This is a genomic window from Noviherbaspirillum sp., from assembly GCF_035254685.1.
Lineage (GTDB): Bacteria > Pseudomonadota > Gammaproteobacteria > Burkholderiales > Burkholderiaceae_D > Noviherbaspirillum.
Map to the genome: position 1 here is coordinate 60,411 of NZ_DATFAI010000056.1, position 25,243 is coordinate 85,653.

The window sequence follows — 25,243 nt, forward strand, 5'->3', positions numbered from 1 at the left end:
GTCGAAAAGCCTGGCACACGTGCCATCTTCAGAGCGTCTGTGAAAATATCGTCGTACCCATCGCATCGGGCGGCCGGCATTTTCACGGGCGTTCTAGGAAAAATCCCGGCCGAAACTTCCGGCCGGGATCGTTACGCCGTTACTGCGCTGTCTGTTAGCCGCGGAGCAGGGCCAGCACGCCGTTCGGGAGGCTGTTCGCTTGCGCGAGCATCGCCGTACCGGCTTGTTGCAGGATCTGGCCGCGGGTCAGGTTGGCGGTTTCAGCCGCGAAGTCCGCGTCGGTGATCCGGCTGCGTGCTGCAGTCAGGTTTTCCGAAACGTTCTGCAGCGAGGACACCGTCGACAGGAAGCGGTTTTGGATCGCACCGAGGTTCGCACGGCTCGAGTTGACCGAGCTGATCGCATTGTCGATCGCCACGATCGCGTCATTGGCGCCTTTTGCGGTCGATACGTCGACGGTTGACAGTGCCTGTCCGGTGCGTCCTGCGCCGTAGGTGCCGGCTGCCAGCATGCCCCGCGAGGACAAGGTGTTGCCGGTCGTGCCTTCAGCAACGGTGAACGACTTGGACGAACTGAGGCTGAAGGTGCCGTAGGTTGTCGTTGCGACCACGCCGGTAGTGGCGGAGGTAAATGCCGTACCGCTTGTGGAATTGAGCGCAGCCACGATGTTGCGACCATCTGCAGCCACCAGCTTGACGCCGTTTGCGGAGGTGCCGCCATCAACTGCGATCACACCGGTGCGGCCGGAAATCGCATTGATCGCAGTGACAACCGCAGTGCGATCGGACGAAGCCGTGCCAGTCAGCGTGATCGATGCCGTGGTTTGACCGTTGATGGTAATCGTACCGACACCATCGCTGGAGGTCATTGCTGCGCCGGTTGCATTATTGGCATTGGCCGTTGCCGTCACACCGGTCTGCGAGGAAATCGCATTAATGGCGGCAACCTTGGAAATCGCGCTGAAGGTGTTGCCAGCGGTCGATGACGTGTCGTAGCTCGACAGGGAAGCGCCGACCAGCACGCCATTGATCTTGATATCACCCGCACTGAACGCGGCAGCTTGTCCGGTTGTTGTGGACGCATAGGCGGTTTGCGTCGAGTACGTACCGGCATTCAAACCTGCATTCGCGATGCCAGTCGTATCGGTGACTACAATTGCCTTGTTGGAGCTGAGCGTGTATGTGCCGTAGGACGTGCCTGTCGTTACGCCGGTGGTGCTCGAGGTAAATGCACCGCTTGCGGAGTTGAGCACAACATTAATATTGCGGCCGTCCGCTGCCATCAATTTGATGCCGTTGGCAGAAAGGCCTGTGTCCACAGCTGTCACACCGGTCTGGCCGGAAATGTCATTAATGGCCTTCACGACGGCTGCGCGATCGATCGTGCCATCGGCGCCGGCCATCGTAACCGTTGCGGTCGTCACACCGTTGACGGTCAGTGTGCCAGTACCAGCTGTCGCCGTATGGGAAGCGCCTTGTGCGATGTTGGCGTTGACCGTTGCGGTAACGCCAGTTTGCGCGGACGATGCGTTGACTGCGGCTGCCTTGGCGATTGCGCTGGCGGCACCACCGGTCGTCGATGCCGTATCGTCGGTAGCGGACGAAGCGCGGATCGACACGCCATTCAGGATCATGTCGCCGCCGGACAGTGCCGTGCCGTTGTTGGATGCGCTCAGCGAAGCGGATTGTGTTGCACCGAGCTTCGTGATCTGCGCGCTGTCCATCGAAACGGAAATGGTCTGGCCAGAATTGGCGCCGACCTGGAAGGTCTGGCCGCTGAACGAGCCGTCGAGCAGATTGATGCCGTTGAATTGGGTCGAGCTGGATACGCGGCCGATTTCGGACACGAGCTGCGACACTTCGTTCTGGATCGAAGCGCGGTCGGCATCACTGTTGGAACCGTTGGCTGCCTGCACCGCCAGGGTACGCAGACGCTGCAGGTTGTCGCCGATGGAGGACAAGGCGCCTTCAGCCGTTTGCGCAAGCGAGATTGCGTCGTTGGCGTTACGCGAAGCCTGGTCCAGGCCGCCGATCTGCGCATTCATGCGCTCCGAAATGGCCAGGCCGGCGGAGTCGTCCTTCGCGCTGTTGATGCGCAAACCGGAGGACAAGCGCTGCAATGCCGAATTCAGCGAATTCGACGACTTGTTCAGGTTATGCTGCGCATTCAAGGACGCCAGGTTGGTGTTGATAATTGAAGCCATTTTGTTTCTCCTGTAATGGTCCGATGGTCACCGGCTTGTTCGATTTCACCTTGGTTTGCGTTCGAAATTTCCCTGACGCGAACCGCTTATGATCCCTTTATCGGACAAGATCGGAAAAAGTTTAGGCTTTCTTTTCGCTTAATCCTTTTCTGGTCTCGCCGAAACCTGGCCGGCTAAGCTCTGTTTCGGACATCCACGAAAAACCTTGAGCCTTGAAATAAAAATACCGGAGGAAAAGGGGAGCGGCTGGCCGGAAAATGCCGGAAAACCAAGCTGTTCGGGCTTCCCTGCCTGCGAGGAGCGGCAATGGGCGGACGATGAAAAAGAAGCAGGGCTAAAGTTTGTCGAAACGCTGCCGTTATTCACCCGCTTTTTGCGGTGGCCTGCGCACACGCAGCGGGAAAAGCCTGTCCGGCATCTCCATGGCGCTTTCCCAGAAAATGCTGAGCAAGGCTGCAGGCCGGAAGTTTGGCCGATTTGATCACTCGGCCGCCACCACCCGATTCTTCCCCGCCTTCTTCGCCTTGTACAAAGCCTCATCCGCCCGCTTGATCATCGATTCTTGATCCTCACCCGGCGCACGCAGCGCCACGCCGGCACTGAAGGTAATCAGCAGCCGCTGGTTGTCATACATGAAAATCTGCTTGGTCAGTTCCCGCTGCACACGCGTGACGGTCTGCATCGCGTCCTGCAGCGAGGTTTCCGGCAGCACGATCATGAATTCCTCGCCGCCGAAACGGGCGATGACGTCCAGCGTGCGCAGGGTGTCCTTGACCACCTTCACCAGGTGGATCAGCGCCTGGTCACCGGCGCTGTGGCCGTGCGTGTCATTAAGGCGTTTGAAGTCGTCCAGGTCGAGCATGGCGATGCAGAGCGGGGACTTGCGGCGGTCGGCGCGTGACATTTCTCGCTCCAGCACATCATCGAGGCCGCGCCGGTTGAGACTGCCGGTCAGCTGGTCTTCGCGCACCAGTTCGCTCATCTGCACGAGCTTTGATTCTAGATCCTGGATGCGCGTTTCCGCGTTCTGAACTTCGTGGCGTGCGGCCATCATCTCGTCGCGCGAGCGCAAGGCTTCTTCCTGAGCGAGCTTCGTATCGCGCATGACATCCTTGAGGATGCTGTTGAGTTCGATGATGCCCTTGGCCTGGCTGATCTTTTGCGAATACTGGTCGATCTTCTGGTGGAAATTGCCTGCGCTGGTGGCGACTGCGCCGAGGCGATCGACGAAGGTCATCATCATGTTCTTCACCGTGACCTTGGCTTCGGCCAGGCTGTGCTTGAGCATGCTCTGCTTGTAGATCACTTCCTTGAGGCTGCGCGTGGCGTCCATCAGGGCGCTGTGCGTGATCGGCCCCGCGAGCAATTCCTGCACGCTGCTGATCTGGCCGCTGAGCCAGGAGTCATCTTCGAGCAGTTCGCTGACGTTTTCCAGCAGCAGCTTGAACAGGCGCAGCAGCAGTTCGTGCTCTTCGGCCATATCCTCGCTCTTGAGCTCGACCTTGAAGCAGAGCTGCTTGAGGCGCGTGCTGATGTCCATGAGCGCCTGTTCGGTGTGCGCATCCTTCACCGCTTCGGCCAGCCGCTCGGATTCTTCCTGCAGGGCAGGCGTGCCGCGCAGCAGGGAGCCGACGGCCAGTGACAACGTGCGCGTAAGCAGTTCGCGCAGCATTTGCATCTGGCGGCTTTCATCCATTGGTGATGAAGCTGCGGGTGGAGGCGCGGCGGGCTTTGTCGTGGCGTGAGGCGCGCTGGCATCGTCGACCAGAGGGATGGATGTGCTGCGCCTGGCCGGTAGCGGGTCATCGACCAATGGAATGGCGCGCGATCGTGCTGCTGTCGCCGGCTCCTCGTCCACCAGCGATATGCCGGAAGCAGGGCGGGGCGCGGTCGGCTTCTCCGGCGTTTTCGCGGCAGCGGCCTTGACGGTCGCGGCGGTGAGTTCGGTTGACAGCCTGACATGCTTCTCCAGCAGACCGGTGAGCTGCTTTCCGCATTCCTGCCAGTCGCGGTCGTCGAGTGCGCGCTTCATCGTCGCGGAAAGGGGCGCGATGTCTTCGGTGGCGTTGGCGAGGTTGGCGACGAACTCCGCCAGGATCTTTTCTGCGCTCGACTGCTTGCTCTTGCCGAGGATCTCGTCGTAGATCTCGCGGTAGGCATCCGGCGTAGGGGCAATGCGGCGCGTCGCCAGGCGTCGAAACGCTTCGCGCGCGACGTCAGCGGGACTTTGCTGTTCCGGTTTTTGTGTTTTTTCTTGCATGGGTGCGTTCTGCGGGGCGCGGTGTGTGTGGCCCGGGGCAAGGAGCAATACTATCCTTCTTGAAGCACCAGCGATAGAGAAATTAGGAGATTGAAAACCAACCTACTCTTGGTTTTCGGTGTGGAGTGTAAAGTGCTGCTGGCCGGCGCGGCGCTGGAAGCGGCGCGCCGACTGATCGATATGCATTTGCCAACGCTGCGTGGCATTCCATCCCCTGGGCAGGGGATGGGGATCATTCCACCAGGTGGTTCTTGATCGCGTAGTGCGTCAGTTCCGCGTTGTGGCGCATCTTCATTTTCTGCAGCAGGCGCGAGCGGTACATGCTGATTGTCTTGACCGACAGCGTCAGGTCGGCCGCAATGTCGCTGACTGTCTTGCCGGACGCGATCATGATCAGCGTCTGGTATTCGCGATCGGACAGCGTTTCGTGCGGCGGCACTTCGCGGTTCTCGTCGCCGACCTGGTTGGCGAGTTCCTGCGCGAGCGCCTGACTGATGTACTTGCGGCCGGCGGCAACCTGGCGAATGGCGTCAACCAGCTCCGCGGGAGCACTCTGCTTGTTCAGATAGCCGGAGGCGCCGGCCTTGAGCGAGCGGATCGCATACTGGTCCTCGCGATGCATGGACAGCATCAGCACCGCCAGCTTGGGCGCATCCTTCTTCACCTGTTTGAGGACCTCGATGCCGCTCTTGTCCGGCATCGATATGTCGAGCAGGAGCACATCGGAGTCGCCGTTGCGGGCGAGCTTGATGGCGTCATGGCCGTTTTCGGCGTCGCCGGCGACGACCATGTCCCCGGTATCCGCGAGGATCTGCCGCAATCCCTCGCGCACGATCGCGTGGTCGTCGGCAATCAGGATTCTTATTGTTTCGCTTGCTGTCATAATGCTACTTTCAGATGGTCATTCCGATAATGGAATCTTGAGCGCTACTTCGGTCCCTCCCTCGGGAGCGTTGCTGACCGACAGATTCCCCCCTAGCGCATTTGCTCGCTCCACCATGCCGCGGATGCCGAATGACTTCGGCTTCAGACGGTCCTTGGTTGCGATGCCGCAGCCGTTGTCCGTAACTACCAGGCGAACGTTGCGGTTGGTGCGCGCCAGCCGGACTGTTACCCGGCTGGCATTCGCGTGTTTCCCGATATTGGTAAGCGCTTCCTGAAAAATGCGAAAAAGCGCCGTGGCTTGATCTGGATGAAGATCGATTTCTTTCTTGTTCGATGAGAATTCGCACGCAATGCCGAACTGCTTCTCGAATTCCTTGGCTTGCCAACCTGCCGCTGCGACGATCCCGAAATCGAGAATGCTGGGGCGCAGATCCATCGAAATGCGATGCACTGCTTCGATGGTGCGATCCACCAGCGCGTCGACGTAGTTGGCCTTGTCGCCCAGTGCGATGTCTTCCGCGGGCAGGCGCTTTTTCACCAGCGCCAGTGCCATCTTGATCGCGGTCAGGTTGCCGCCGAGGTCGTCGTGGATTTCGCGCGCGATGCGCGTGCGTTCCTTTTCCTTGACCGTCTCGACGTGCGCCGAGAGTTCAGCGAGCTGCGCGCGCGAGCGCTTGACCTCGGCTTCTTCCAACTTGCTCTGCGTGATGTTGGTCATGATGCCCTCCCACTGCACGCCTTCGCCCGGCAGGGCGCGCGGCGTGGAGCGGAGGTTGATCCATTTGATGTCTTTCCACTTCTCGATCCAGATGCGGCCTTCCCAGTTCAGCTCCTTCATCTCGGCGGCGGAGGCTTCCATCGATGCGAGATACGACGGACGGTCTTCGGGCACGATCAGGTCGAGGAACAGCGCCGAGTCGGCGCGCAGGCGTTCCGCCGTCACCCCGAGCAGCGAGCGGCATCCGTCACTGAGATACGGGAAGGACGTGCTGCCGTCCGGTCGCTTCAGGAACTGGAAGAACAGCCCGGGCGTGTTGGAGATGATGGTGCGCAGGCGCGCTTCGCTCACGCGCAGCGCCTTGGCGGAGGCGTGCCGCGCGCTGACGTCGTTGCCGATCGCGATATAGACCGGCCTCGTGGCGGAGGCGCAATGGAACAGGCGGAACTCGATCGGATAGCTCGACCCGTCCTTGCGCGTGTGGACGGTTTCCAGCGCGGCGCGGTTTGCGCGGCCGCAGCGCAGCGGGAAGAGAATGTTCTCAAGCACCTCTTTCGAGAGGCTCTGTGCGATGCCGAGCGGCGTCATTGCGGCCAGCTCGGTAGCTGTATATTGAAGGTTCTTGCGCGCCGCGTGGTTGGTTTCCACGTAGCGCAAGCTGCTGCAGTCGATGACATAGATCTCGCTGAACGAGCCTTGCATCACGATCGGCAGCCATTCCGCTTGCATCATCTTGCTGATTCTTTCCCGGTGTGTCTCATCATTCTTGCCGCAATCCGGCCCAAGGGGCCGAAGTGTGCAGGGCAAATTCAGGCGCGCATTCCCTGCACGTGCGAAGCCCTCGGCCAGGAGTTCAGGCGGCCGGCAGGGTTCGGCTTGCCGATATGGTAATCCTGTCCTTGCATACATGCCATTCCTGAAAGCAATTCTCGTGCCGTCGCCGAAAGGAAACCTTTGGAAACACCGGATGCCGGATGGAGTGAGGAGGCCGTGCTGGACGTCGGAACGATGAAGGCGGCGACCGACGTCTCCATGCGGAGCGCAGGGTGCAGTGGTCGTTCCATGTTCATGTCCTTCGATACGAGAGACGCCGGGATGAGCGTTGGCGTGCGAGAATTATTGCGTGATCGACTCTAGCATAAGTTTTCTCGCAGGAAGCATTAACCCCAGGCGAACGGGAGAATTCGCGGTGCGCGATGCAAGCAACGACTCGTCTGCGCAACAGGGGAAGGTGATGGATGCCCCGATTCCGGTCCCGTGGATACGGTCGAAAAAATCCTGAATGAAAGGGCTTCCAATTCTTGTTGAACGGGTGCTATAATTTCGTTTTACGCGGCTGTAGCTCAGCTGGATAGAGTACTTGGCTACGAACCAAGGGGTCGTGGGTTCGATTCCTGCCAGCCGCACCAGAACGTTGCTTGAGCAATCAAGCATTCAAAACGGGTTAGTGTTCAAGCACTAACCCGTTTTTTTTGCGTCGCGAATTTTCAGCGATGCTGTCACCGTTTCCGCATCAGACGCATTCGCCGCGCCGCCCGTCGATTTACGCGAACGCCTTCACGATCATCCCGACCGCTACAAGCGCCGACACCATGGCGAAGCCTTTCTGCATTTGCGGTCCCGCGAGCCGGCCGGCGATGAAGCGGCCGGCGATCATTCCACCCAGGCTGCCGAGGGAGAAAGGCAGCGCAATCCCCCAGTTCAGCTGGCCCGCGATGGCGCTGGAAGCCACTCCCATGGCCGATACCAGGGCGATGACGGCGAGCGAAGTCGGGATGATCGATTCCATTCCTAAATCCGTATAGCGCCGCAGCGCCGGCACCATCACGAAGCCGCCGCCGACGCCGAGCAGGCCGGACAGCAGCCCGGCGAGCGTTCCGGAAAGGGCGAGGGCGCGTGCGCAGGGGAGCGTCCAGATGAAACGTCCGCTTTCCCGGTAACGGACGCAGGGCGGTGGCGCGTGCAATGCCTCGGTATGGCTGGCGTGCTTTCCTGCCTGACGGACCTGCCTGTAGGTTCGTACGGCAACATACAGCATGATGAGGGCGAACAGGACACCGAGCCAGCGGTTGTCCGTGCGCTGCGCCAGCCAGATTCCCGCCGGAGAAAAGAGCATGCCGGCGCATGCGACCAGCAGCGCGGCGCGATAGCGCACCGTGCCTGCCCGAAGTCCGAGCAGCGCACCCAGCGTGGCGGCCATTCCCACCGCAAGGAGTCCGATCGGGCCGGCTTCGGCGACGCCGAGGCGCGCGCCGAATATCAGCAATGGGACGGCGAGAATGCCGCCTCCCGCGCCGGTCAGGGCCAGGACCACGCCGACGATGATGCCAAGAATCAGCGCGCTCATCGTGCCTGGCTGGACATACGGGTGCGAGGCAGAAGCGTCGCGCTCCTCACGATCATCCACTTGCTGATGGGTTCCGTACGAACGCGTTCCGCGCGAACGGGTGGCATTTGCGTGCCGGGCTTTTTTTCAGGTCGTCTATTGACTAATTGCATGGTTGCGTATGTAATTATCTAGTTACATAATATATTAAACTGATCGGCATGGCACGTGCTGAAACGAGCGCCAGGTGCCAGCTGGTCCGCCGGAACCGGAAGGCCGCAAAACGGCTGACGAACGAAGGCGGACGGCAGCAGGGACAACATGCGGCAGGCCGACGGACGGGATTGGCATCATTCACATCGCTGACATCAGGAGACAAATATGGCACATATCGTTATTCTCGGCGCGGGCATCGGCGGCATGCCGGCAGCCTACGAGCTTCGCAACAAGCTCGACCGCAGCCACCGCATCACAGTGATCAACGCAGTCGATTATTTTCAGTTCATTCCATCGAATCCCTGGCTGACCGTCGGCTGGCGCGACCGCAAGACGGTGACATTCCCGATCCGGCCCTACCTCGAAAAGAAAGGCATCGACTTCATCGCGCAGCCGGTCACCACGATTGACGCGGACAAGAACAGCCTGCTGCTGGCCGACGGCAATCGCGTGGCATACGATTTTCTGGTCATTACCACCGGCCCGAAGCTGGCGTTCGACGAGGTGCCCGGCTCGGGGCCGTCCGGCAGTACGCATTCGATCTGCACGCTGAATCACTCCGAGAAGGCATATGCAGACTACGAGGCATTCCTGAAGGATCCTGGGCCTGCCATCATCGGCGCGATGCCGGGTGCTTCATGCTTTGGTCCGGCCTACGAGTTTTCCTTCGTCTTCAATACGGACCTGCGCCGGCGCAAATTGCGCAACAAGGTGCCGATCACCTTCGTCACCAGCGAGCCGTATATCGGACACCTCGGCCTGGGCGGTGTCGGCGATTCCAAGTCGATGCTGGAAAGCGAATTGCGCCACAACGATATCAAGTGGATCACCAACGCCAAGGTCACGCGCGTGGAGCCGGGGAAGATGTTCGTCACTGAACTTGACGAGCACGGCGCGGTCAAGAAGGAGCATGAGCTGCCGTTCAAGTTCAGCATGATGCTGCCGGCCTTCCGTGGCGTCGATGCGGTTGCCGGGGTCGAGGGCTTGTGCAATCCGCGCGGCTTCGTGATGGTGGACGAATACCAGCGCAGCAAGAAGTACCGCAATATTTTTGCGGCGGGCGTGTGCATCGCGATCCCGCCGGTGGAAGCGACGCCGGTCCCGACAGGCGCGCCGAAGACCGGCTACATGATCGAAACCATGGTGACGGCCATCGTGCACAACATCGCTGCCGACCTTGCCGGCGAACCTGCGACCGCAAAGGGAAGTTGGAACGCGATCTGTTTGGCTGACATGGGCGAGACAGGCATTGCGTTCGTCGCCTTGCCGCAGATCCCGCCGCGCAACGTCAACTGGATGAAGCGCGGCAAGTGGGTGCACGTGGCCAAGGTCGCTTATGAAAAATACTTCATGTACAAGATGAAGAACGGCACCTCGGAGCCGATCTACGAGAAGTACATTCTCAAGTCGCTTGGCATCCAGCGGCTCGATCAATAATTTCATACAGGAGAAACATGGGAATTCTGGAAAAGTTTGTATCAATGGTCGCTGGCGGTCCGGCGGAGGAGTTGCCGGACGACGCGACGCTGATCGACGTGCGCTCGCCGGCCGAGTATGCGGCAGGGCATGTCGAGGGCGCCGTTCTCCTGCCGCTGCAGGCCATCGCGCAGGGCATCGGCAAAGTGGCGCAGGACAAGGCGGCTCCGATCGTGGTGTATTGCCAGAGCGGGGCGCGCTCGGCCTCGGCGCGCCAGCAACTGCTCGGCATGGGGTACGGCAACGTCATCAATGGCGGTGGCGTGCATGCAGTCGCTTCACGTTTGAAACGCGACATCGTTCGCTGAACAAGCGCGTCCGGCGCCATGCATTTCCGGACGCGGATCGATGGTAAGATCGTCCCGCACTTTCCCTTCCATCCGCGAGGCTGCCGATGGAAGGGAAAGCGATGCGGGCGCATGATTCGCCTCCAGTCCTGACGGATGCGTCAACCGGCGAAGCAGGGTGCCTTCTATGAGCGCGCCGCTCACTACTTCGCCGGGGCCGATCGATGCATTTCTTTTCCGCCGCACGCACCGCACTTTTCTTCCTCACCACGCTGCTGATGTCCTCCGCACAGGCGGACGATGCGAGGCAGGCCATCGAGAATTCGCTCGACATGAAGTTTGTCCTGGTGCCGGCCGGCGAATTCATGATGGGCAGCGACGAGTCGCCGCAAGCGCTTGCCAAAGCTTATCCCCAGTATGATCCGCATCGCTTCACGCTTCTTTCGGATGAAGCGCCGGTGCACAAGGTGCGCATCACGAAAGCGTTTTACATGGGGCAGTACGAGGTGACGGTCGGGCAGTTCCGGCGCTTCCTGCAAGAGTCGGGCTACAAGCCGGAATCGGAAGCGGACGGCACGGGTGGGTATGGCTTCAACCGTGATTACGATCCCTCCAAGACGAAGCGCGGCGATGCCTTCGAGGGGCGCGACCCAAAGTACTCCTGGCGCAATCCCGGCTTCCCACAAGGAGACGACCACCCGGTCGTGAACGTGACCTGGAATGATGCCGTCGCCATGGCGAAATGGCTGAGCACGCGCGAGGGAAAACATTATCGCCTCCCGACCGAAGCCGAATGGGAGTACGCCGCGCGCGCTGGAACACGCACGCGCTACTACAGCGGCGATGATCCGCAATCACTGGTTAAGATCGCCAATACCTTCGATGTCGACACGAAGAAGGACTGGCCGAAGTGGGATGTGTACGCGCTGAAAGCGCATGACGGCTTCGAATTCACCGCGCCGGTCGGCAGTTTTGCGCCAAATGCATTCGGCCTGTACGACATGCTCGGCAATGCCTGGGAGTGGTGCGCGGACTGGCACGACGACAATTATTACGCCAGGTCGCCGGTGGATGATCCGCAAGGGCCGGAGTCGGGTTCCGTGCGCGTGCGGCGCGGCGGTTCCTGGCACACGTGGTCGTTCTATGCGCGCGCGTCGTTCCGCAACTGGAACACGCCGCAGACGCGTTATACGCTGGTCGGCATGCGCCTGGTGCGCGAAGCCGATTGAGGTCGGCGCGGCATCTGAAGAATCGCGTGCACGCAGCGCATGCGACCGGGATTCATTTATTTAGTCGATGTCGGCGGTATTACTTCTTGTCTGCCTGTTCGTGATGGTCGTCCGAGAAACGCGGCTTCTGTTCTTCCGGCGTCGGACGGCGGTCTGCGTATTCCTGCTCTTCGATGACATCAAGGTACTGGCTGCCGTCCAGCGGTTTGCCGGCGTAAGGATTGCCGATAAACGGGCTATGCACGGTATAAACGGGCTTCTGTGCGGGCTTCTGTGGAAGCCCGTGGGCAGCCGCACCCGGTGAGGGTTTGGTCTTCCGTTTCATGACAAGCTCCTGGTGAGAACTTTCTGTTCGACCCTGTCGCAGCGATGCGGTTCGACGCAGAATTCGCCGCGGGATCTGATTCCAGTATAGACGCTTGAGAGAGTGGTGCCGGCTGAAGGATTCGAACCTCCTACCTGATGATTACGATTCAACTGCTCTACCAATTGAGCTAAGCCGGCACGGCACAGGTGGTGCATACCATCCTATTTGTTCGCGCCATTCCAATCTTGATGCGCGACAAGGGGCGGGAAGGTTTCGCAGGAATTGCCTTGCGATAACTCCGTGCCCGCTGCATCGCTTTTCCCGTCAGGCCGCCTGCGCGGTGTCGGCCAGCCTGCCGCGATAAAGCGCGGCGATCAGGTCGGACTGTGTGACCATGCCGGCAAGCCGCCGCTCGCCATCGACGATGGGAATGTGATGCAGGCCGACGTCGGACAGCAGCGGCACCAGGTTCACGATATGCATGTCTGCGCGCGCGGTGCGCGGCGTCCTTGTCATGATCTGGCCGACCACTTCCGGCTTGTTGGAGAACCTGTGCGCGCTGCGCCGGATGAACTGGCGCAGCTTGACGTCGAAGCCGTGATACACGTCGAGGTTGGCGTGCTTCATGAAATCGACGAAAGTCACGATGCCGATGAGGCAACGCGCGCTGTCGACTACGGGCAGTGCCTTCACCTTGTGCTTGCGCAGCAGCGACCACGCTTCCTCCAGTGCGGTGCCGGACTCCACCGTCACCACATCGCGCGACATGATGTCGGCGCACGTGATTTCACCGAAGCGCCGGCGATAGGCATGCATTTCCGTCTGCAGGAACAGGGATTCGAGATCGTCGCGGCTGATGTCGAGCACTTCGTTGTATTGCTTCAGCACGTCGTCCAGGTCGGCTGGAGTGAAGCCGAGGCGGTCGCGGGGCAAGGCGTCCCGGGTGCCGTGCGTGTTGCTGTGATCGGGATGCGCGAGATGGGGATAGCGATGGCGCGTGGCGTTGTTGAAAATCAGTGCGACCAGTGTCATCAGGAGTGAGTTGAGCCCAACCGGAGACAGCACGAAAGCAAAGCCCGCCGCGTGGACTGCCGGCCCGCCGAGCACGGCGGTCAGCGCCATCGCGCCGCCCGGCGGATGCAGGCAGCGCAATGCGAACATCGCGGCGATGGCCAGCGGCAGCGCGAGGGCAGCGGCGATCAGCGGGTCGTTGATGGCATGGGCACAGGCCACGCCGACCGCCGCCGAGATGATATTGCCGCCGATGATCGACCATGGCTGCGCCAGCGGGCTCGCGGGAAGCGCGAACAGCAGCACGGCCGATGCGCCCATCGGTGCGACCAGCGCGGTGGTCGCGCCCGGCCCGAGAAGCAGGCGGCTCGTAGCGCCGGTCAGGATGACGGCGAGCATCGCGCCGCAGCAGGCACGCAAACGTTCGGTACCGCGAACGGCGGTGCGGCCGGGCAGATAGGCGCGCAGCCCGTGAAGGACCTTTCTCAATTATTGTTGCTCCGCAGAACGCTGGCTCGATTGACTTGCCAGACTGACAAAAAAGGCGGGAGTGTACACCGATCCCCGTTTTTCTGTCTGCAAACGTTCCGCGGTGGCGATCAGGCTTTCAGGTAGCGCTTGACGCCATCTTGCTTGAGCACCTCGCCCCAGGATTCGATCCGGTAAATCTCGCCGACCTTGTGCAGCACGACGCCAAATTGCTCGCGCAGCCGCTGGATATCCGCATCGACGGTTTCCTTGTCATGGCTGGTCAGGTCTGCGATGGCGGATACGGTCGGCCGTTCGAGCAGGTCGATGGCGGAAAGAAGGACGAAGAGCCGGCGCGCATCATTGTCGGGATATTGCGGTACGCCAAATTGATTGGTGGGATAGCTCATCGTACGCCTCGCATGTTCCTGGTGTTGTCGTGGCTGCGGCCTGTTCGAGTCCATTTTCCCCCAAGCTTCGCTAGGCCGGTGAACAGCTTTTCGATGACACCGACGTTGCGCAGTTCCGCGACATGCCTTTCCCGCTTGCCGAAATGGGAAGCTTGATCGCAGACATGGTTTTCCTGCGGATATGAGAATACGCTTGTTCTGATACGCGCAGGGGCTCTTGTTTCCGGGCGCCTAGCTCGCACGAGGCAGCGCTTTCCGCAGCCGGGCATGAAAGCGGCATTGGCAGGCTTGAGGGGCAAGGGCGGCCATCGCGGCGGGACGCCATGGACGCCTTCATGCAAAAACGCGCATCGGGCGGGTAAAAATTTCAGCTTGATCATCACCGGGCAAGGCTTGTACTGCGGGGCAACGCGTTTCCGCGACGGGCATGGTTTTCGCTGGGAAGAAACGTGGAAAGGAGCTTCCAGATGGGGATTCATCTCAAGAATGTCTCGGAGCAAGTGATCGTGATCACCGGCGCGACCAGCGGCATCGGATTGAGCACGGCGCGCCGGGCTGCTGCACGCGGGGCGAAGATCGTCCTTGTGGCGCGCAACGAGGATGCGCTCAGGCAGCTCGCCTTCGAGCTATCGAAAAAAGGATGCGAAGCGATCCACGTCGTGGCCGACGTTGGCATTGAAGAGGATGTGCGCAAGGTGGCGCAAGCGGCGATCCAGCGCTTCGGCGGTTTCGATACATGGGTGAACAACGCCGGTGTCGCGATCTTTGGGCGCAACGAGGAAGTTTCACTCGATGACCAGCGGCGCCTGTTTCAGACCAATTTCTGGGGAGTGGTCTATGGCTCCCTGGTCGCCGCCGAGCATTTGAAGCAGCGTGGCGGCGCACTGATCAATATCGGCAGCGAAGAATCCGATTGCGCCATGCCCTTGCAGGGGATCTATTCCGCTTCCAAGCATGCGGTGAAAGGCTTCACCGATTCGCTGCGGCTGGAGCTGGAGGCGGAGCACGCACCGGTCGCGGTGACGCTGATCAAGCCGGCTGCAGTGGACACCCTGTTCGTCGAGCATGCGAAAAATTACCTGGAAGTCGAGCCCCGACTGCCACCGCCGGTCTATGCGCCGGAAGTCGTCGCTGAGGCCATCCTGCATGCCGCCGAGCATGTCGAACGCGACATCTTCGTGGGTGCCGCCGCGAAGCTGATGTCGTCGACGGCGCATCATGCGCCGCGCATGCTGGATCGGTACCGCCGCAGCATTCTGTTCAGGCAGCTGAAGTCCGACATGCCCGCGCGCAATCGCGCCCGGAACAGCCTGTACGGACCCGGGCCGGACTTGCTGGAAAGGCCGGGCTATCGCGCCAATGTGTTCGAATCCAGTCTCTACACCAAGGCCGCGACGCATCCGAAGACGGTGATGTCGCTCATGCTCGGAGCAGGAATTGCGCTGACGGCCTTGTGGCGGATGCGCCAGAGGCCGGCTGTCTGAGAGGATGCCTTGCCCGCACCGGCCGTGATCCCGTGGATGGCGGCTTTTCTTGATGCACAACGATGAAAGAACCACCATGTCAAACCTGACCGAGGAGCAACTCGCTCATTTGAAGCACCTGCTGGAAGAACGCGAACAGGCACTGCGTGCCGAGCTGCATCGCGACGTTGACGAAAAGGATGAATTCCTGGACGTGGCGACCGAAGTGCCCGACCCGGGAGATTCATCGTTTGCCAACCTGGCGGTGGACCTGGGCAATGCCGCGGTGACACGCGACCTGATGGAGCTGCGCAGCATCGAGGCCGCGCGGGCACGCATGGAAAACGGCGTGTATGGCGACTGCGTTTCGTGCGAGACGGAAATACCGTACGAACGGCTGCTGGCGCAGCCCGCTGCGGAACGGTGTGCCCCGTGCCAGGAAATTTATGAAAAGACGCATGTGGATGCAATGCGCGGGACGACCATGTAAGGACGTGCACGGAATGATTCCCCGATTTGGGCCCGGCTGGCGGGATGCAGTGCGAGCTGCCCGGAGCGTTGTGTAGCGAGCTGCACAATCCGACCGGCAACACGGCGACGTCGCCGTCAGGCGTGCACCAGATCGGAAAATCATTCCGCGCACGTTCCTCATTCTCGATGCGGTACACACACGCCCCTTGTTCGCCGTACAATCGCACCAGATTCTACGAACATGAAAGGGGAATGAATGGATGCCGCACTTCGCGCACGCTTGCAGCAGATGCCCAAGGCCGAGCTGCACATGCACATCGAAGGCTCGCTCGAGCCGGAACTGATTTTCGCGCTGGCGAAACGCAACGGCGTGGCGCTTAGTTATCCCTCCGTGGACGCATTGCGCCGTGCCTACGCATTCACCGATCTGCAGTCCTTCCTCGACATCTACTACGCCGGCGCCAGCGTGCTCCTGAAGGAGCAGGATTTCTACGACATGACTTGGGCCTACCTGCAACGCGCCCATGCAGACAACGTGCGCCACACCGAAATGTTTTTCGATCCGCAGACGCATACCGAGCGCGGCGTTCCGTTCGAGACGGTAATCAACGGCATCCATCGCGCACTGCAGGATGCGCAGCGGCAGCTTGGCATGACCGGCGGGCTGATCATGTGCTTCCTGCGCCACCTGTCGGAGAAGGAGGCATTCGCCACGCTGGAGCAGTCGCTGCCGCATCGCGACAAGTTCATCGGCGTCGGCCTCGATTCTTCCGAGCGCGGCCATCCGCCGGAGAAGTTTGCGCGGGTGTTTGCGCGCTGCAAGGAACTCGGCCTGCACCTGGTCGCGCATGCGGGCGAGGAGGGACCGCCGGAATACATCCGCACCGCGCTCGACGTGCTGCACGTCGAACGCATCGATCACGGCGTGCGCTGCCTCGAGGACGCGGCGCTGACGCAAAGGCTGGCGCGTGACAGGATACCGCTCACGGTCTGCCCGCTCTCCAACGTCAAGCTGCGCGTATTCGACAAGCCGGCCGACCATAACCTGCTGAAACTGCTCGATGCCGGCCTGACCGTGACCGTCAATTCGGATGACCCGGCCTACTTCGGCGGCTACGTCAATGACAACTTCCTGCAGATGTTCGAGTCCTTGCCGCTGGAGAAAGATCACGCCCGGCGCCTCGCGCGCAACAGCTTCGCTGCATCCTTCCTCGATGACGCGACCAAGCGGAAGTACCTGGAGGAAGTGGATGCCTTCTTCGAGCGTTGATGCATGTCCGCCGGAACTTTCATGCCGGCGGGACGCTCCCCCTCCATGGCTGCATCGCAAGCCGGAGGAGGATAGACATGCCTGAGACGATTTCTGCCGCTGCCCTCGCCGGCGGGCTGTCATGGGCCAGCGGCATTCGCCTCTACATGACGCTGTTCATCGCCGGCCTGTTCGCGCACCTGGGCTGGATCGAGCTGCCGCCGGCCTTGCAGGTATTGCAGTCGCCGTGGGTGATGGCGGTGACCGGCGCATTGCTGGTGGTTGAATTCCTTGCCGACAAGGTGCCCGGCGTTGATTCGGCATGGGATGCGATTCATACCGTCATCCGCGTGCCGGCCGGCGCGGTGCTCGGCGCGGCGGCCCTCGGGCAGATGGGGCCGGAATGGACCACGATTGCCGCCATCCTCGGTGGCACCTTCGCCGCTGGCGCGCATCTCACCAAGGCCGGCAGCCGCGCGCTGATCAATACCTCGCCCGAACCTTTCAGCAACTGGGCGGCGTCGTTCACCGAAGATGCCGCCGTGCTCGGCGGGCTGTGGGCGGCCTTCTTCCATCCGTGGGTGCTGTTCGTTTTCCTCATCGCATTCTTCATCGTCGCCGCCTGGCTGCTGCCCAAGCTCTGGCGCGGTCTGCGATGGCTATTCCGAAGGCTGAGCACCTGATGCTGGCCCTGGCCCTGCGGATGACCTTGCGCGACTGGCGCGCGGGCGAATTGCGTTTCCTGCTGGTGGCGCTGATCGTGGCTGTCGCTTCGCTGGCATCCGTCGGGTTTTTCACGGATCGCATGCGGGCCGGACTGAACCGCGACGCGCACCAGTTGCTCGGCGGCGACCTCGTGGTCAATGCCGACCAGCCGATCAACGCCGCGTGGTACGCGGAAGCGCGGCAACGTGGTCTCGCACTCGCTGAAAACGTCACCTTTCCCAGCATGGCGATGACCGGCGAGGGTGACGCGGCGATATCGCAGCTGGCGGCGGTCAAGGCCGTTTCCGTCGGCTATCCCTTGCGCGGTACGCTCAAGCTGGCGGGGCCGGACGGAAAGGAAGTGGAGACGCGCGACATTCCCGCGGAGGGCACGGTCTGGGTCGACCAAGCTGTGCTTGCCGGCCTGAACGTGCAGACGGGCGACACGCTGCGCCTCGGTGACAAGCGCTTCCGCATCGCACAGGTCATCGCTGTCGAGCCGGATCGCGGCGCCGGTTTCATGAGCTTTGCGCCGCGCGTGATGCTTCCCCTGTCCGATCTTCCTGCCACGCATCTGATCCAGAACGGATCGCGCGTGAGCTATCGGCTGCAGGTGGCGGGCGAGCAGCGGGAGGTGACACGCTTCCAGCGATGGTTGCAGGCACAAATTGAACGCGACAATGTACGCGGCGTGCGCATCGAATCGCTCGAATCCGGCCGGCCGGAAATGCGTGCCACGCTGGACCGGGCGGAACAGTTCCTGTCGCTGGTCGGCCTGCTGTCGGCCATGCTGGCGGCCATCGCGATTGCCATGGCGGCGCGCCGCTTCATGCTGCGCCACCTGGATGCCTGCGCGATGTTGCGCTGCCTCGGCCTGACGCAAAACCAGGTCACTGCGATGTACCTGGCCGAATTCCTCCTGCTCGGCCTGGGCGGCAGCGTGCTCGGCGCGGCGGTCGGGTTCGCTGCGCATTTCGTCCTGCTTGGCGGCCTGGGCAGGTTGGTCACCGGCAGCATGCCGCCGGCCACCTTCATGCCTGCACTGCAGGGCGTGGCGACTGGTATCGTGCTCCTCGTCGGATTTGCGATCCCGCCCATCCTCCAGTTGCGCAACGTGCCGCACAACCGCGTGATCCGGCGCGAGCAGGATGCGCCGCAACCGGTCACGCTGGCGACCTATGCGCTTGGCTTGCTGGCCTTCGTCGGGCTGCTGCTGTGGCAGGCCGGCAATCCCCGGCTGGCCTTGCTGACGGCAGTCGGTTTTCTCGGCAGCTTCGCGGCATTCGCGCTGTGCGGCTGGCTGGGTTTGCGCCTGCTGCGCACGGCGCGCGGCGGTATCCGCCATCCGGGCTGGCGTTTCGCGCTGACGGCAGTGCAGCGCCGTACGGGAGCGACCGTGGTGCAGATCGTCGCGCTCTCGCTCGGATTGATGGCGCTGCTGCTCCTGACCGTGATCCGGGGCGACCTGATCGACGCGTGGCGCAATTCCACGCCGGCGGATGCGCCGAACCGCTTCGTCATCAACATCCAGCCCGAGCAGAAGGCCGATGTCGAACAGCGGCTGGCGCAGGCGGGCGTGGACAAGCCGCTGCTCTATCCAATGATCCGCGGTCGCCTCATCCAGGTCAACGATACCGTCATCACAAGCGAGACCTATGCGGATGACCGCGCGAGGCGCCTGGTCGACCGCGAATTCAACCTGTCGACAATGCGCGACGTCCCGCCGAAGAACCGCATCGTTGCGGGGCGCTGGTATGACGACAGCCGGCCGGAGGCCTCGGTGGAAGAGGGGCTGGCGAAAACGCTGAACCTCAAGCTGGGCGACAGGCTGCGCTTCGACATCGCCGGCCAGCAGGTGGATGCAACCGTCACCAGCCTGCGCAAGCTGGACTGGGGATCGATGCAGGTCAATTTCTTCGTGATCCTCAATCCGCACCTTGTCGCAGACATGCCGAAGACCTGGATCACGGCGTTCTATCTGCCGCCGGAAAAGGCTTCGCTGGTGAATTCACTGATGCGCGAATTCCCCAACCTGACGGTCGTCGACGTGGGCAGCATGATCCGGCAGGTGCAGGATGTGCTGGACCGGGTGATCGCGGCAGTGGAATTCCTGTTCCTGTTCACGCTGGCTTCCGGCGTGCTGGTGCTGTATGCCGCATTGGTCGGGTCGCAGGATGAGCGCATCCGCGAGTCGGGGCTGCTGCGCGCGCTCGGGGCGACGCGCCGCCAGCTTTCGCAATCGCAGTGGATCGAATTCGCGCTGACAGGCGGCCTGTCCGGTGTGCTGGCCGCAACCGGCGCCGCCGCGGTCGGCTGGGTACTCGCCAGGCAGGTTTTCAATTTCGACTGGACATTCAGTCCGATCGTCTGGGCCGCAGGCCTGCTGGCCGGCGCGGCATGCGCCTTCGTCGGCGGATGGGCCGGGCTGCGCAACGTGCTGAACCAGCCGCCCATGCAGACCTTGCGCGGCGCGTAAGCATGGGCGCACAGCCTGCGCGACGATCGTCACCTCACCTTTAATGTTGCTCAATTCATTGCGTGCTTTTGCGCAATGTAGCTCGCGTCTCTCCCCGCTATCTTGATGCTGCAGCCATCGTCGCCACGCGCGCCCTGGCTGCATGTTGCACGCACGCGCCTGCTTGAATTGCTGTCTTTGAGGTCGCTGCAACGCTTCCGACGCAGGGAATTTCATATCTGGTTTTGCGTTGATACACGTCAAAACAGGCAATAGGGGGATACGTAGAGTTGTAGATCAGATAAGTCGCCAATGGTCGAACGGCAACGAAAGATGGGGCGGCCTACGTACCCGCTCTATCGTGCAGCGGGAATCATGTCTCCGGAACCATGTCCGGCCCGCGGTTGCCTTGCCCGTCTGCGTGAATGCACGGATTCGGGCACCTATCCGATACAGGCTTCCTTAACTTAACTCTGCACATGCCAAACACTGACTTGGCAACGTCGTGCAAATCATGTGGGGTAATCATATGCGTTTCTGTTCCAAAGCTACTCTCAACAAATGGAGCGTGGTTCTCCTGGTGCCGTGGGCAGCTGCCTGTACATCGGTCGCTCCCGGCATGCACTATCAGTCTTCCGGATTGAATTCCTCGAGTTCCGACAGCGCGAGTGGCGCCGAGGCCGCAAATGCCACGTTGAAGCCGATTACACCCCAGCTCGTGAAAACCGAACGTGCACTGCGCGAAAAGCAGGTGAGCCAGGACATCAGCAAGCTGCTTGGCAAAGCCACGCCATACACCATCGATGCGGGCGATATCCTGTCGATCGTGGTGTGGGACCATCCCGAGCTCTCCAATGCTGCGACGACTTCCGCCTGGGGCCAGGTGGGGCCGGGCGCGGATGCCTCAACCGCAGCAACGACCGCGCCGCCGTCCGGCTTCATGGTCGATCACGAAGGCATGATCCAGTTTCCGTATGCGGGACCGATCAAGGTTGCCGGGCTGACGCAGGACCAGGCGCGCAATCTCCTCGCCAGCAAGCTGTCGCGCTATCTCAAGCAGCCGCGCGTGACCTTGCGCGTGCAGTCCTATCGCAGCAAGCGCGTTTACGTGGATGGCGAAGTGAAGAACCCTGGGCTGCAGGCGATCAATGACATTCCAATGACGCTGGTCGAAGCGATCAACCGCGCAGGGGGCGTGCTGCCGACCGGCGACCAGAGCCAGGTGGTGGTCAACCGTAGTGGCACCAACTACTTCATCAACCTGCCGCAACTGGTACAGCGCGGCGTCAACCCGGCCAGCATCCTGCTCGCCAACGGCGACGTGGTGCGCGTGCGTTCGCGTGACGAAAGCAAGGTTTTTGTGTCGGGCGAAGTGGTCAGCCCGCGCGCCCTGCCGATGCACAACGGACGCCTGACGCTCAACGAAGCACTCGGCGAATCGGGCGGCATCAATCCGACCAGCGGCGACGGCAGCCAGATCTATGTGGTGCGCAGGAACGGCACGGACCAGGTCGTCTACCAGCTCGACGGACGCTCGCCCGGCGCGCTCGCCATGGCGGAAGGTTTCGAGCTGAGCCCGAAGGACGTCGTCTTCGTGGCAGCGACACCGCTCGCCAACTGGCATCGCGCCATCAGCCTTTTGCTGCCTGGAGCACTGTCCTCGGCAGTTGGTGCTGTGACGCCGGCGACCAAACCGTAATGGCCATGAGCAAGGGCCGCGCAGATGCTTCCGGTGGCATGGCCTTTGCAGAAGCGAATGCATCGATCCGCATCGTTCATGTTCGTATTAACCAAAAGCAGAAAAGCCTATGATGAACCAATCCATACCGAAGCTTTCCGGTCCTCCGATCCGTCAGGAAGAAAATGAATTCGAACTGGCAGGCTATCTCGATGTCCTTTGGGAAAGCCGGTGGCTGATCGTTACCATCACTGTCGTGCTGGCCATTCTTGGCACGGCATACGCATTCATCACAACGCCGGTCTTTCAATCCAACATGCTGATTCATGTGGAAGAGGAAGGTCAGAGGGAGTCGAAGAACATCCTTGGCGACCTGTCTTCCATGTTCGACGTCAAGACATCGGCAATGGCCGAGATGGAGCTGATTCATTCACGGCTGGTCGTGTCGCGCGCCATTGACAACCTGCGCCTGTACATCAATGCGGGACCGCGATATTTTCCCGGCATCGGCTCATGGATCGCGAAGAAGAACAAGAAGCTGTCGACACCGGGCCTGTTCGGTTACGGCGGCTATGCCTGGGGCGCGGAGAAGATTGATGTGGCAGCCTTCAACGTTCCGGAATCGCTACTGAACCGCGAGTTCGTGGTGACGGCCGAGGGCAATGGCATGTATCGCCTGACGCAGGAGGAACAGGGCATCGACCTCAAGGCGAAGGTCGGCGAGACAGCGATTTTCGAACTCCCGAAGGGGACCATTGAAGTGCGCATCGACCGCATCGACGGCCAGCCCGGGGTGCAATTTCTGATGTCGCGCGCATCGCGCCTTGCCACCATCGAAAACATCCAGCACCGCATGAAGCTCGAGGAGCTGGGCGGCAAGCAGTCGGGCGTGATCAACGTCAACCTGCAGGGTTCCGACCCGCACATGATCAATGCGGTGCTGACGGAAATCGGCAAGGAATATACGAAGCAGAACGCTTCGCGCAAGACCGAAGAAGCGGAAAAATCGCTGGCCTACCTGAACAAGCAGCTGCCCGAGCTCAAGTCGCAGCTCGAACAGGCAGAAGCGAAGTACAACGCCTTCCGCAATGCGAACGGCACGGTGGATCTCGGTGAAGAATCCAAGCTGAGCCTGCAGCAGTCGGCCGCGGCCAAGCTGAAGAAAATGGATCTGCAGCAGAAGAAGACCGAACTGCTAGCGCGCTACACCGAAGAGCATCCTGCGGTGCAGGGCATCAACAGCCAGCTGAAGGAAATCAACGGCGAAATCTCTTCCATCAACGATCACATCAAGACGCTGCCTTCGCTGGAGCAGAACCTGCTGCGCCTGCAGCGTGAAGTGAAGGTCAATACCGACCTCTACACCGCCTTGCTGAATACCGCTCAGCAGCTGAAGCTGGTCACCGTGGGCAAGGTCAGCAACGTGCGCCTGGTCGACATGCCAATGCTGCCCGAGAAGCCGATCAAGCCGAACCGTCCGGCGATCATCGCCATCGCGATCATGGCCGGCCTGTTCCTCGGTGCAGTGATCGCATTCATCCGCAAGGCACTGACGGGCGGCGTCGATTCGCCGGAGCAGGTCGAGCAGATCGCCGGCATTCCGGTGTATGCGACGATCCCGCACAGCCGCAAGCAGCGTGAACTGTACCAGCAGGTTAATGCCAAGCAGCAGAAGGTGCCGCTCCTCGCGAACGTGTCGTCGAGCGACGTTGCAGTGGAGAGCCTGCGCAATTTCCGCACCGCGCTGCAGTACTCGCTGCCGCAGTTCAAGAACAATATCGTGCTGATCACCGGCGCAACCCCAGGCATGGGCAAGTCCTTCGTCTCGGCGAACCTGGCCGCCATCATGGCCGCGACCGGCAAGAAGGTCCTGCTGATCGACGCCGACCTGCGCAACGGACTGCTGCACCTGTACTTCGGCTTCGGCCGGCATGACGGACTGTCCGATGCCATCGCCGGCGCGCGCCACCTGGAGCAGGTGGTCCACCACGGGGTGATCGAGAACATGGACTTCGTCACTACCGGCACCTTGCCGCAGCATCCGTCGGAACTGCTGCTGCGCCCAAGCTTCGGTGCGCACCTGCAGGAGCTTTCCTCGCGCTATGACCTCGTGCTGATCGATGCACCGCCGATCCTGGCGGTCGCTGACACGATGATCATCGGCGCGCATGCTGGCGCCATTTACATCATGACCCGTGCCGGTGTGACGACCCCGGGCGAAATCGGCGAATCGCTCAAGCGCCTCAGTCAGGCCGGGCTGGAAGCCAAGGGTGTGTTGTTCAATGACCTCAAGGTGCGGCCGGGACGCTACGGCTACGGCTACTCCTACGGCAGGGGCTATGGGCAGCGGCCATCCGACAATACGCCATTGATCGAGGCATCGTAAGGCCAGAGTGCCGGTGCGTCACAGATTGCCGTGGAACTGCTCTTTCGTCCTTGCAGCCTGGGACATGCAAACGGCTTCGCGACGCATTGACCTGATCGGGGGCGGGTGCGAACGTTCGGTTTGACAATGTGCGCTCCCGTGGTCCCCGCTCTCAGGAGCAAGTGAAAAAGATATGTGCATACCCTGACTCTAGCGGGAGGCGGGAACGGTGTGGCGATGTGTCGTGACGCAGTAGCATCGAGCCCCGAGCCACAAGCACTAGCCGCCGCGTGCGCGGCGGCTCCGAATTACTCTGTCATCTTCTCCTAAACGTGTTGACTCCTACTCCAGGCATTTTCAAGGCATACGACATCCGCGGTATCGTGGGCAAGACGCTGGACATCGGCGTGGCGCGCCAGATCGGCCAGGCCTTCGGCACTGCGGTCAGAACAAAGGGCGAACAAAGCGTGGTCATCGGCCGCGACGGCCGCCTGTCCGGTCCCGAACTGGCTGATGCGCTCGCTTCCGGCCTGCGTCGCGCCGGCATCGACGTCATCGACCTCGGTGTGGTCGCCACCCCCATGCTCTATTTCGCGACCCATGTCCTCGATGCCGCCTCCGGCATCATGGTCACCGGCAGCCACAACCCGCCCGACTACAACGGCTTCAAGATGGTGCTGGCCGGCGAAGCCATCTACGGTGAAGCCATCCAGGACCTGTACCGCACCATCACCCGCGGCGATTTTGCCAGCGGCAACGGCGGCTACCGCACACACGACATCAGGGCGGCCTACCTCGAACGCATCATCAGCGACGTTAAGCCCGCACGCCCGATGAAGATCGCGGTCGATTGCGGCAACGGCGTGGCCGGCGCTTTTGCCCCCGAGCTGTACCGCCGCATGGGTTGCGAGGTGATCGAACTGTTCTGCGAAGTCGATGGCCACTTTCCCAATCACCATCCCGATCCGGCCCATCCGGAAAACCTGCAGGACCTGATCCGCTGCCTACAGCAGACCGATGCCGAAATCGGCCTGGCCTTTGACGGCGACGGCGACCGGCTC

At 61.5% G+C, this 25,243-nt stretch carries 20 protein-coding genes, 2 tRNA genes and 1 pseudogene; 14 read left to right on the forward strand and 9 right to left on the reverse strand.

Annotation, left to right across the window (positions count from 1 at the left end; all coding sequences use genetic code 11):
- Nucleotides 1–154 precede the first annotated feature (154 nt).
- Nucleotides 155–2,203, reverse strand: coding sequence for a flagellin (locus VJ698_RS23865; RefSeq protein WP_324105319.1), 2,049 nt, complete (start codon nucleotides 2,201–2,203; stop codon nucleotides 155–157).
- A gap of 205 nt (nucleotides 2,204–2,408) precedes the next feature.
- On the opposite strand from VJ698_RS23865, the gene VJ698_RS23870 reads away from it, so the two are divergent.
- A complete protein-coding gene (locus VJ698_RS23870; RefSeq protein WP_324105320.1) occupies nucleotides 2,409–2,684 on the forward strand; it encodes a hypothetical protein in 276 nt (91 codons plus the stop codon).
- Here VJ698_RS23870 and VJ698_RS23875 read toward each other — a convergent pair whose 3' ends face one another.
- Nucleotides 2,685–4,463, reverse strand: coding sequence for a diguanylate cyclase (locus VJ698_RS23875; RefSeq protein WP_324105321.1), 1,779 nt, complete (start codon nucleotides 4,461–4,463; stop codon nucleotides 2,685–2,687).
- Nucleotides 4,464–4,553: 90 nt separating this feature from the next.
- Between VJ698_RS23875 and VJ698_RS23880 the strand changes: the two genes are divergently transcribed.
- A complete protein-coding gene (locus VJ698_RS23880; protein ID WP_324105322.1) occupies nucleotides 4,554–4,718 on the forward strand; it encodes a hypothetical protein in 165 nt (54 codons plus the stop codon).
- On the opposite strand, the gene VJ698_RS23885 is transcribed toward VJ698_RS23880, so the two are convergent.
- Entirely contained in the window at nucleotides 4,696–5,346 is a 651-nt protein-coding gene (locus VJ698_RS23885) for a response regulator transcription factor (RefSeq protein WP_324105323.1), read from the reverse strand. The two genes, VJ698_RS23880 and VJ698_RS23885, sit on opposite strands and share 23 nt — an antisense overlap.
- Nucleotides 5,347–5,364: 18 nt before the next feature.
- The gene (locus VJ698_RS23890) at nucleotides 5,365–6,798 is read right to left on the reverse strand and encodes a PAS domain-containing sensor histidine kinase (protein WP_324105324.1); all 1,434 of its coding nucleotides are present in this window, start codon (nucleotides 6,796–6,798) and stop codon (nucleotides 5,365–5,367) included.
- A 600-nt stretch (nucleotides 6,799–7,398) separates the two neighbouring features.
- Between VJ698_RS23890 and VJ698_RS23895 the strand changes: the two genes are divergently transcribed.
- Nucleotides 7,399–7,475, forward strand: a tRNA-Arg gene (locus VJ698_RS23895).
- A 134-nt stretch (nucleotides 7,476–7,609) separates the two neighbouring features.
- Here VJ698_RS23895 and VJ698_RS23900 read toward each other — a convergent pair.
- Nucleotides 7,610–8,413: a sulfite exporter TauE/SafE family protein gene (locus VJ698_RS23900; protein ID WP_324105340.1), complete on the reverse strand. Its 804-nt coding sequence runs from the start codon at nucleotides 8,411–8,413 to the stop codon at nucleotides 7,610–7,612.
- 360 nt (nucleotides 8,414–8,773) lie between these two features.
- Between VJ698_RS23900 and VJ698_RS23905 the strand changes: the two genes are divergently transcribed.
- The 3 genes from VJ698_RS23905 to VJ698_RS23915 all read left to right on the forward strand — a co-directional run bounded on the left by VJ698_RS23905 (nucleotide 8,774) and on the right by VJ698_RS23915 (nucleotide 11,600).
- Nucleotides 8,774–10,045: an FAD/NAD(P)-binding oxidoreductase gene (locus tag VJ698_RS23905; RefSeq protein ID WP_324105325.1), complete on the forward strand. Its 1,272-nt coding sequence runs from the start codon at nucleotides 8,774–8,776 to the stop codon at nucleotides 10,043–10,045.
- Nucleotides 10,046–10,062: 17 nt separating this feature from the next.
- Nucleotides 10,063–10,392, forward strand: a complete 330-nt coding sequence (locus VJ698_RS23910) for a rhodanese-like domain-containing protein (RefSeq protein ID WP_324105326.1) — start codon at nucleotides 10,063–10,065, stop codon at nucleotides 10,390–10,392.
- 203 nt (nucleotides 10,393–10,595) lie between these two features.
- Entirely contained in the window at nucleotides 10,596–11,600 is a 1,005-nt protein-coding gene (locus tag VJ698_RS23915) for a formylglycine-generating enzyme family protein (RefSeq protein WP_414691223.1), read from the forward strand.
- A 79-nt stretch (nucleotides 11,601–11,679) separates the two neighbouring features.
- Here VJ698_RS23915 and VJ698_RS23920 read toward each other — a convergent pair whose 3' ends face one another.
- From VJ698_RS23920 to VJ698_RS23935, 4 genes are all read right to left on the reverse strand, one after another.
- The gene (locus tag VJ698_RS23920; RefSeq protein ID WP_324105327.1) at nucleotides 11,680–11,925 is read right to left on the reverse strand and encodes a hypothetical protein; all 246 of its coding nucleotides are present in this window, start codon (nucleotides 11,923–11,925) and stop codon (nucleotides 11,680–11,682) included.
- 103 nt (nucleotides 11,926–12,028) lie between these two features.
- A tRNA-Thr gene (locus VJ698_RS23925) sits at nucleotides 12,029–12,104 on the reverse strand.
- A 127-nt stretch (nucleotides 12,105–12,231) separates the two neighbouring features.
- Complete coding sequence (locus VJ698_RS23930; protein WP_324105328.1) at nucleotides 12,232–13,407, reverse strand: HPP family protein; 1,176 nt, start codon at nucleotides 13,405–13,407, stop codon at nucleotides 12,232–12,234.
- A 110-nt stretch (nucleotides 13,408–13,517) separates the two neighbouring features.
- Nucleotides 13,518–13,796 (reverse strand): hypothetical protein, encoded by a 279-nt coding sequence (locus tag VJ698_RS23935; protein ID WP_324105329.1) that lies wholly within the window; start codon nucleotides 13,794–13,796, stop codon nucleotides 13,518–13,520.
- A 467-nt stretch (nucleotides 13,797–14,263) separates the two neighbouring features.
- On the opposite strand from VJ698_RS23935, the gene VJ698_RS23940 reads away from it, so the two are divergent.
- From VJ698_RS23940 to VJ698_RS23975, 8 genes and pseudogenes are all read left to right on the forward strand, one after another.
- Complete coding sequence (locus tag VJ698_RS23940; protein WP_324105330.1) at nucleotides 14,264–15,280, forward strand: SDR family oxidoreductase; 1,017 nt, start codon at nucleotides 14,264–14,266, stop codon at nucleotides 15,278–15,280.
- A gap of 76 nt (nucleotides 15,281–15,356) precedes the next feature.
- Nucleotides 15,357–15,749 carry a TraR/DksA family transcriptional regulator gene (locus VJ698_RS23945; RefSeq protein WP_324105331.1) on the forward strand — a complete coding sequence of 131 codons (393 nt, stop codon included), beginning with the start codon at nucleotides 15,357–15,359 and terminating at the stop codon, nucleotides 15,747–15,749.
- Between the two features lie 237 nt (nucleotides 15,750–15,986).
- On the forward strand, nucleotides 15,987–17,000 hold the full coding sequence (locus tag VJ698_RS23950; RefSeq protein ID WP_324105332.1) for an adenosine deaminase: 1,014 nt from the start codon (nucleotides 15,987–15,989) through the stop codon (nucleotides 16,998–17,000).
- A 77-nt stretch (nucleotides 17,001–17,077) separates the two neighbouring features.
- Nucleotides 17,078–17,662 (forward strand): DUF4126 domain-containing protein, encoded by a 585-nt coding sequence (locus tag VJ698_RS23955; protein ID WP_324105333.1) that lies wholly within the window; start codon nucleotides 17,078–17,080, stop codon nucleotides 17,660–17,662.
- Complete coding sequence (locus tag VJ698_RS23960) at nucleotides 17,662–20,160, forward strand: ABC transporter permease (protein WP_324105342.1); 2,499 nt, start codon at nucleotides 17,662–17,664, stop codon at nucleotides 20,158–20,160. Before VJ698_RS23955 ends, VJ698_RS23960 begins: the two co-directional genes overlap by 1 nt.
- A 547-nt stretch (nucleotides 20,161–20,707) precedes the next feature.
- On the forward strand, nucleotides 20,708–21,838 hold the full coding sequence (locus tag VJ698_RS23965) for a polysaccharide biosynthesis/export family protein (protein WP_324105334.1): 1,131 nt from the start codon (nucleotides 20,708–20,710) through the stop codon (nucleotides 21,836–21,838).
- A 109-nt stretch (nucleotides 21,839–21,947) separates the two neighbouring features.
- The gene (locus VJ698_RS23970) at nucleotides 21,948–24,203 is read left to right on the forward strand and encodes a polysaccharide biosynthesis tyrosine autokinase (RefSeq protein ID WP_324105335.1); all 2,256 of its coding nucleotides are present in this window, start codon (nucleotides 21,948–21,950) and stop codon (nucleotides 24,201–24,203) included.
- 311 nt (nucleotides 24,204–24,514) lie between these two features.
- A pseudogene (locus VJ698_RS23975) lies at nucleotides 24,515–25,243 on the forward strand (phosphomannomutase/phosphoglucomutase); the annotation flags it as partial.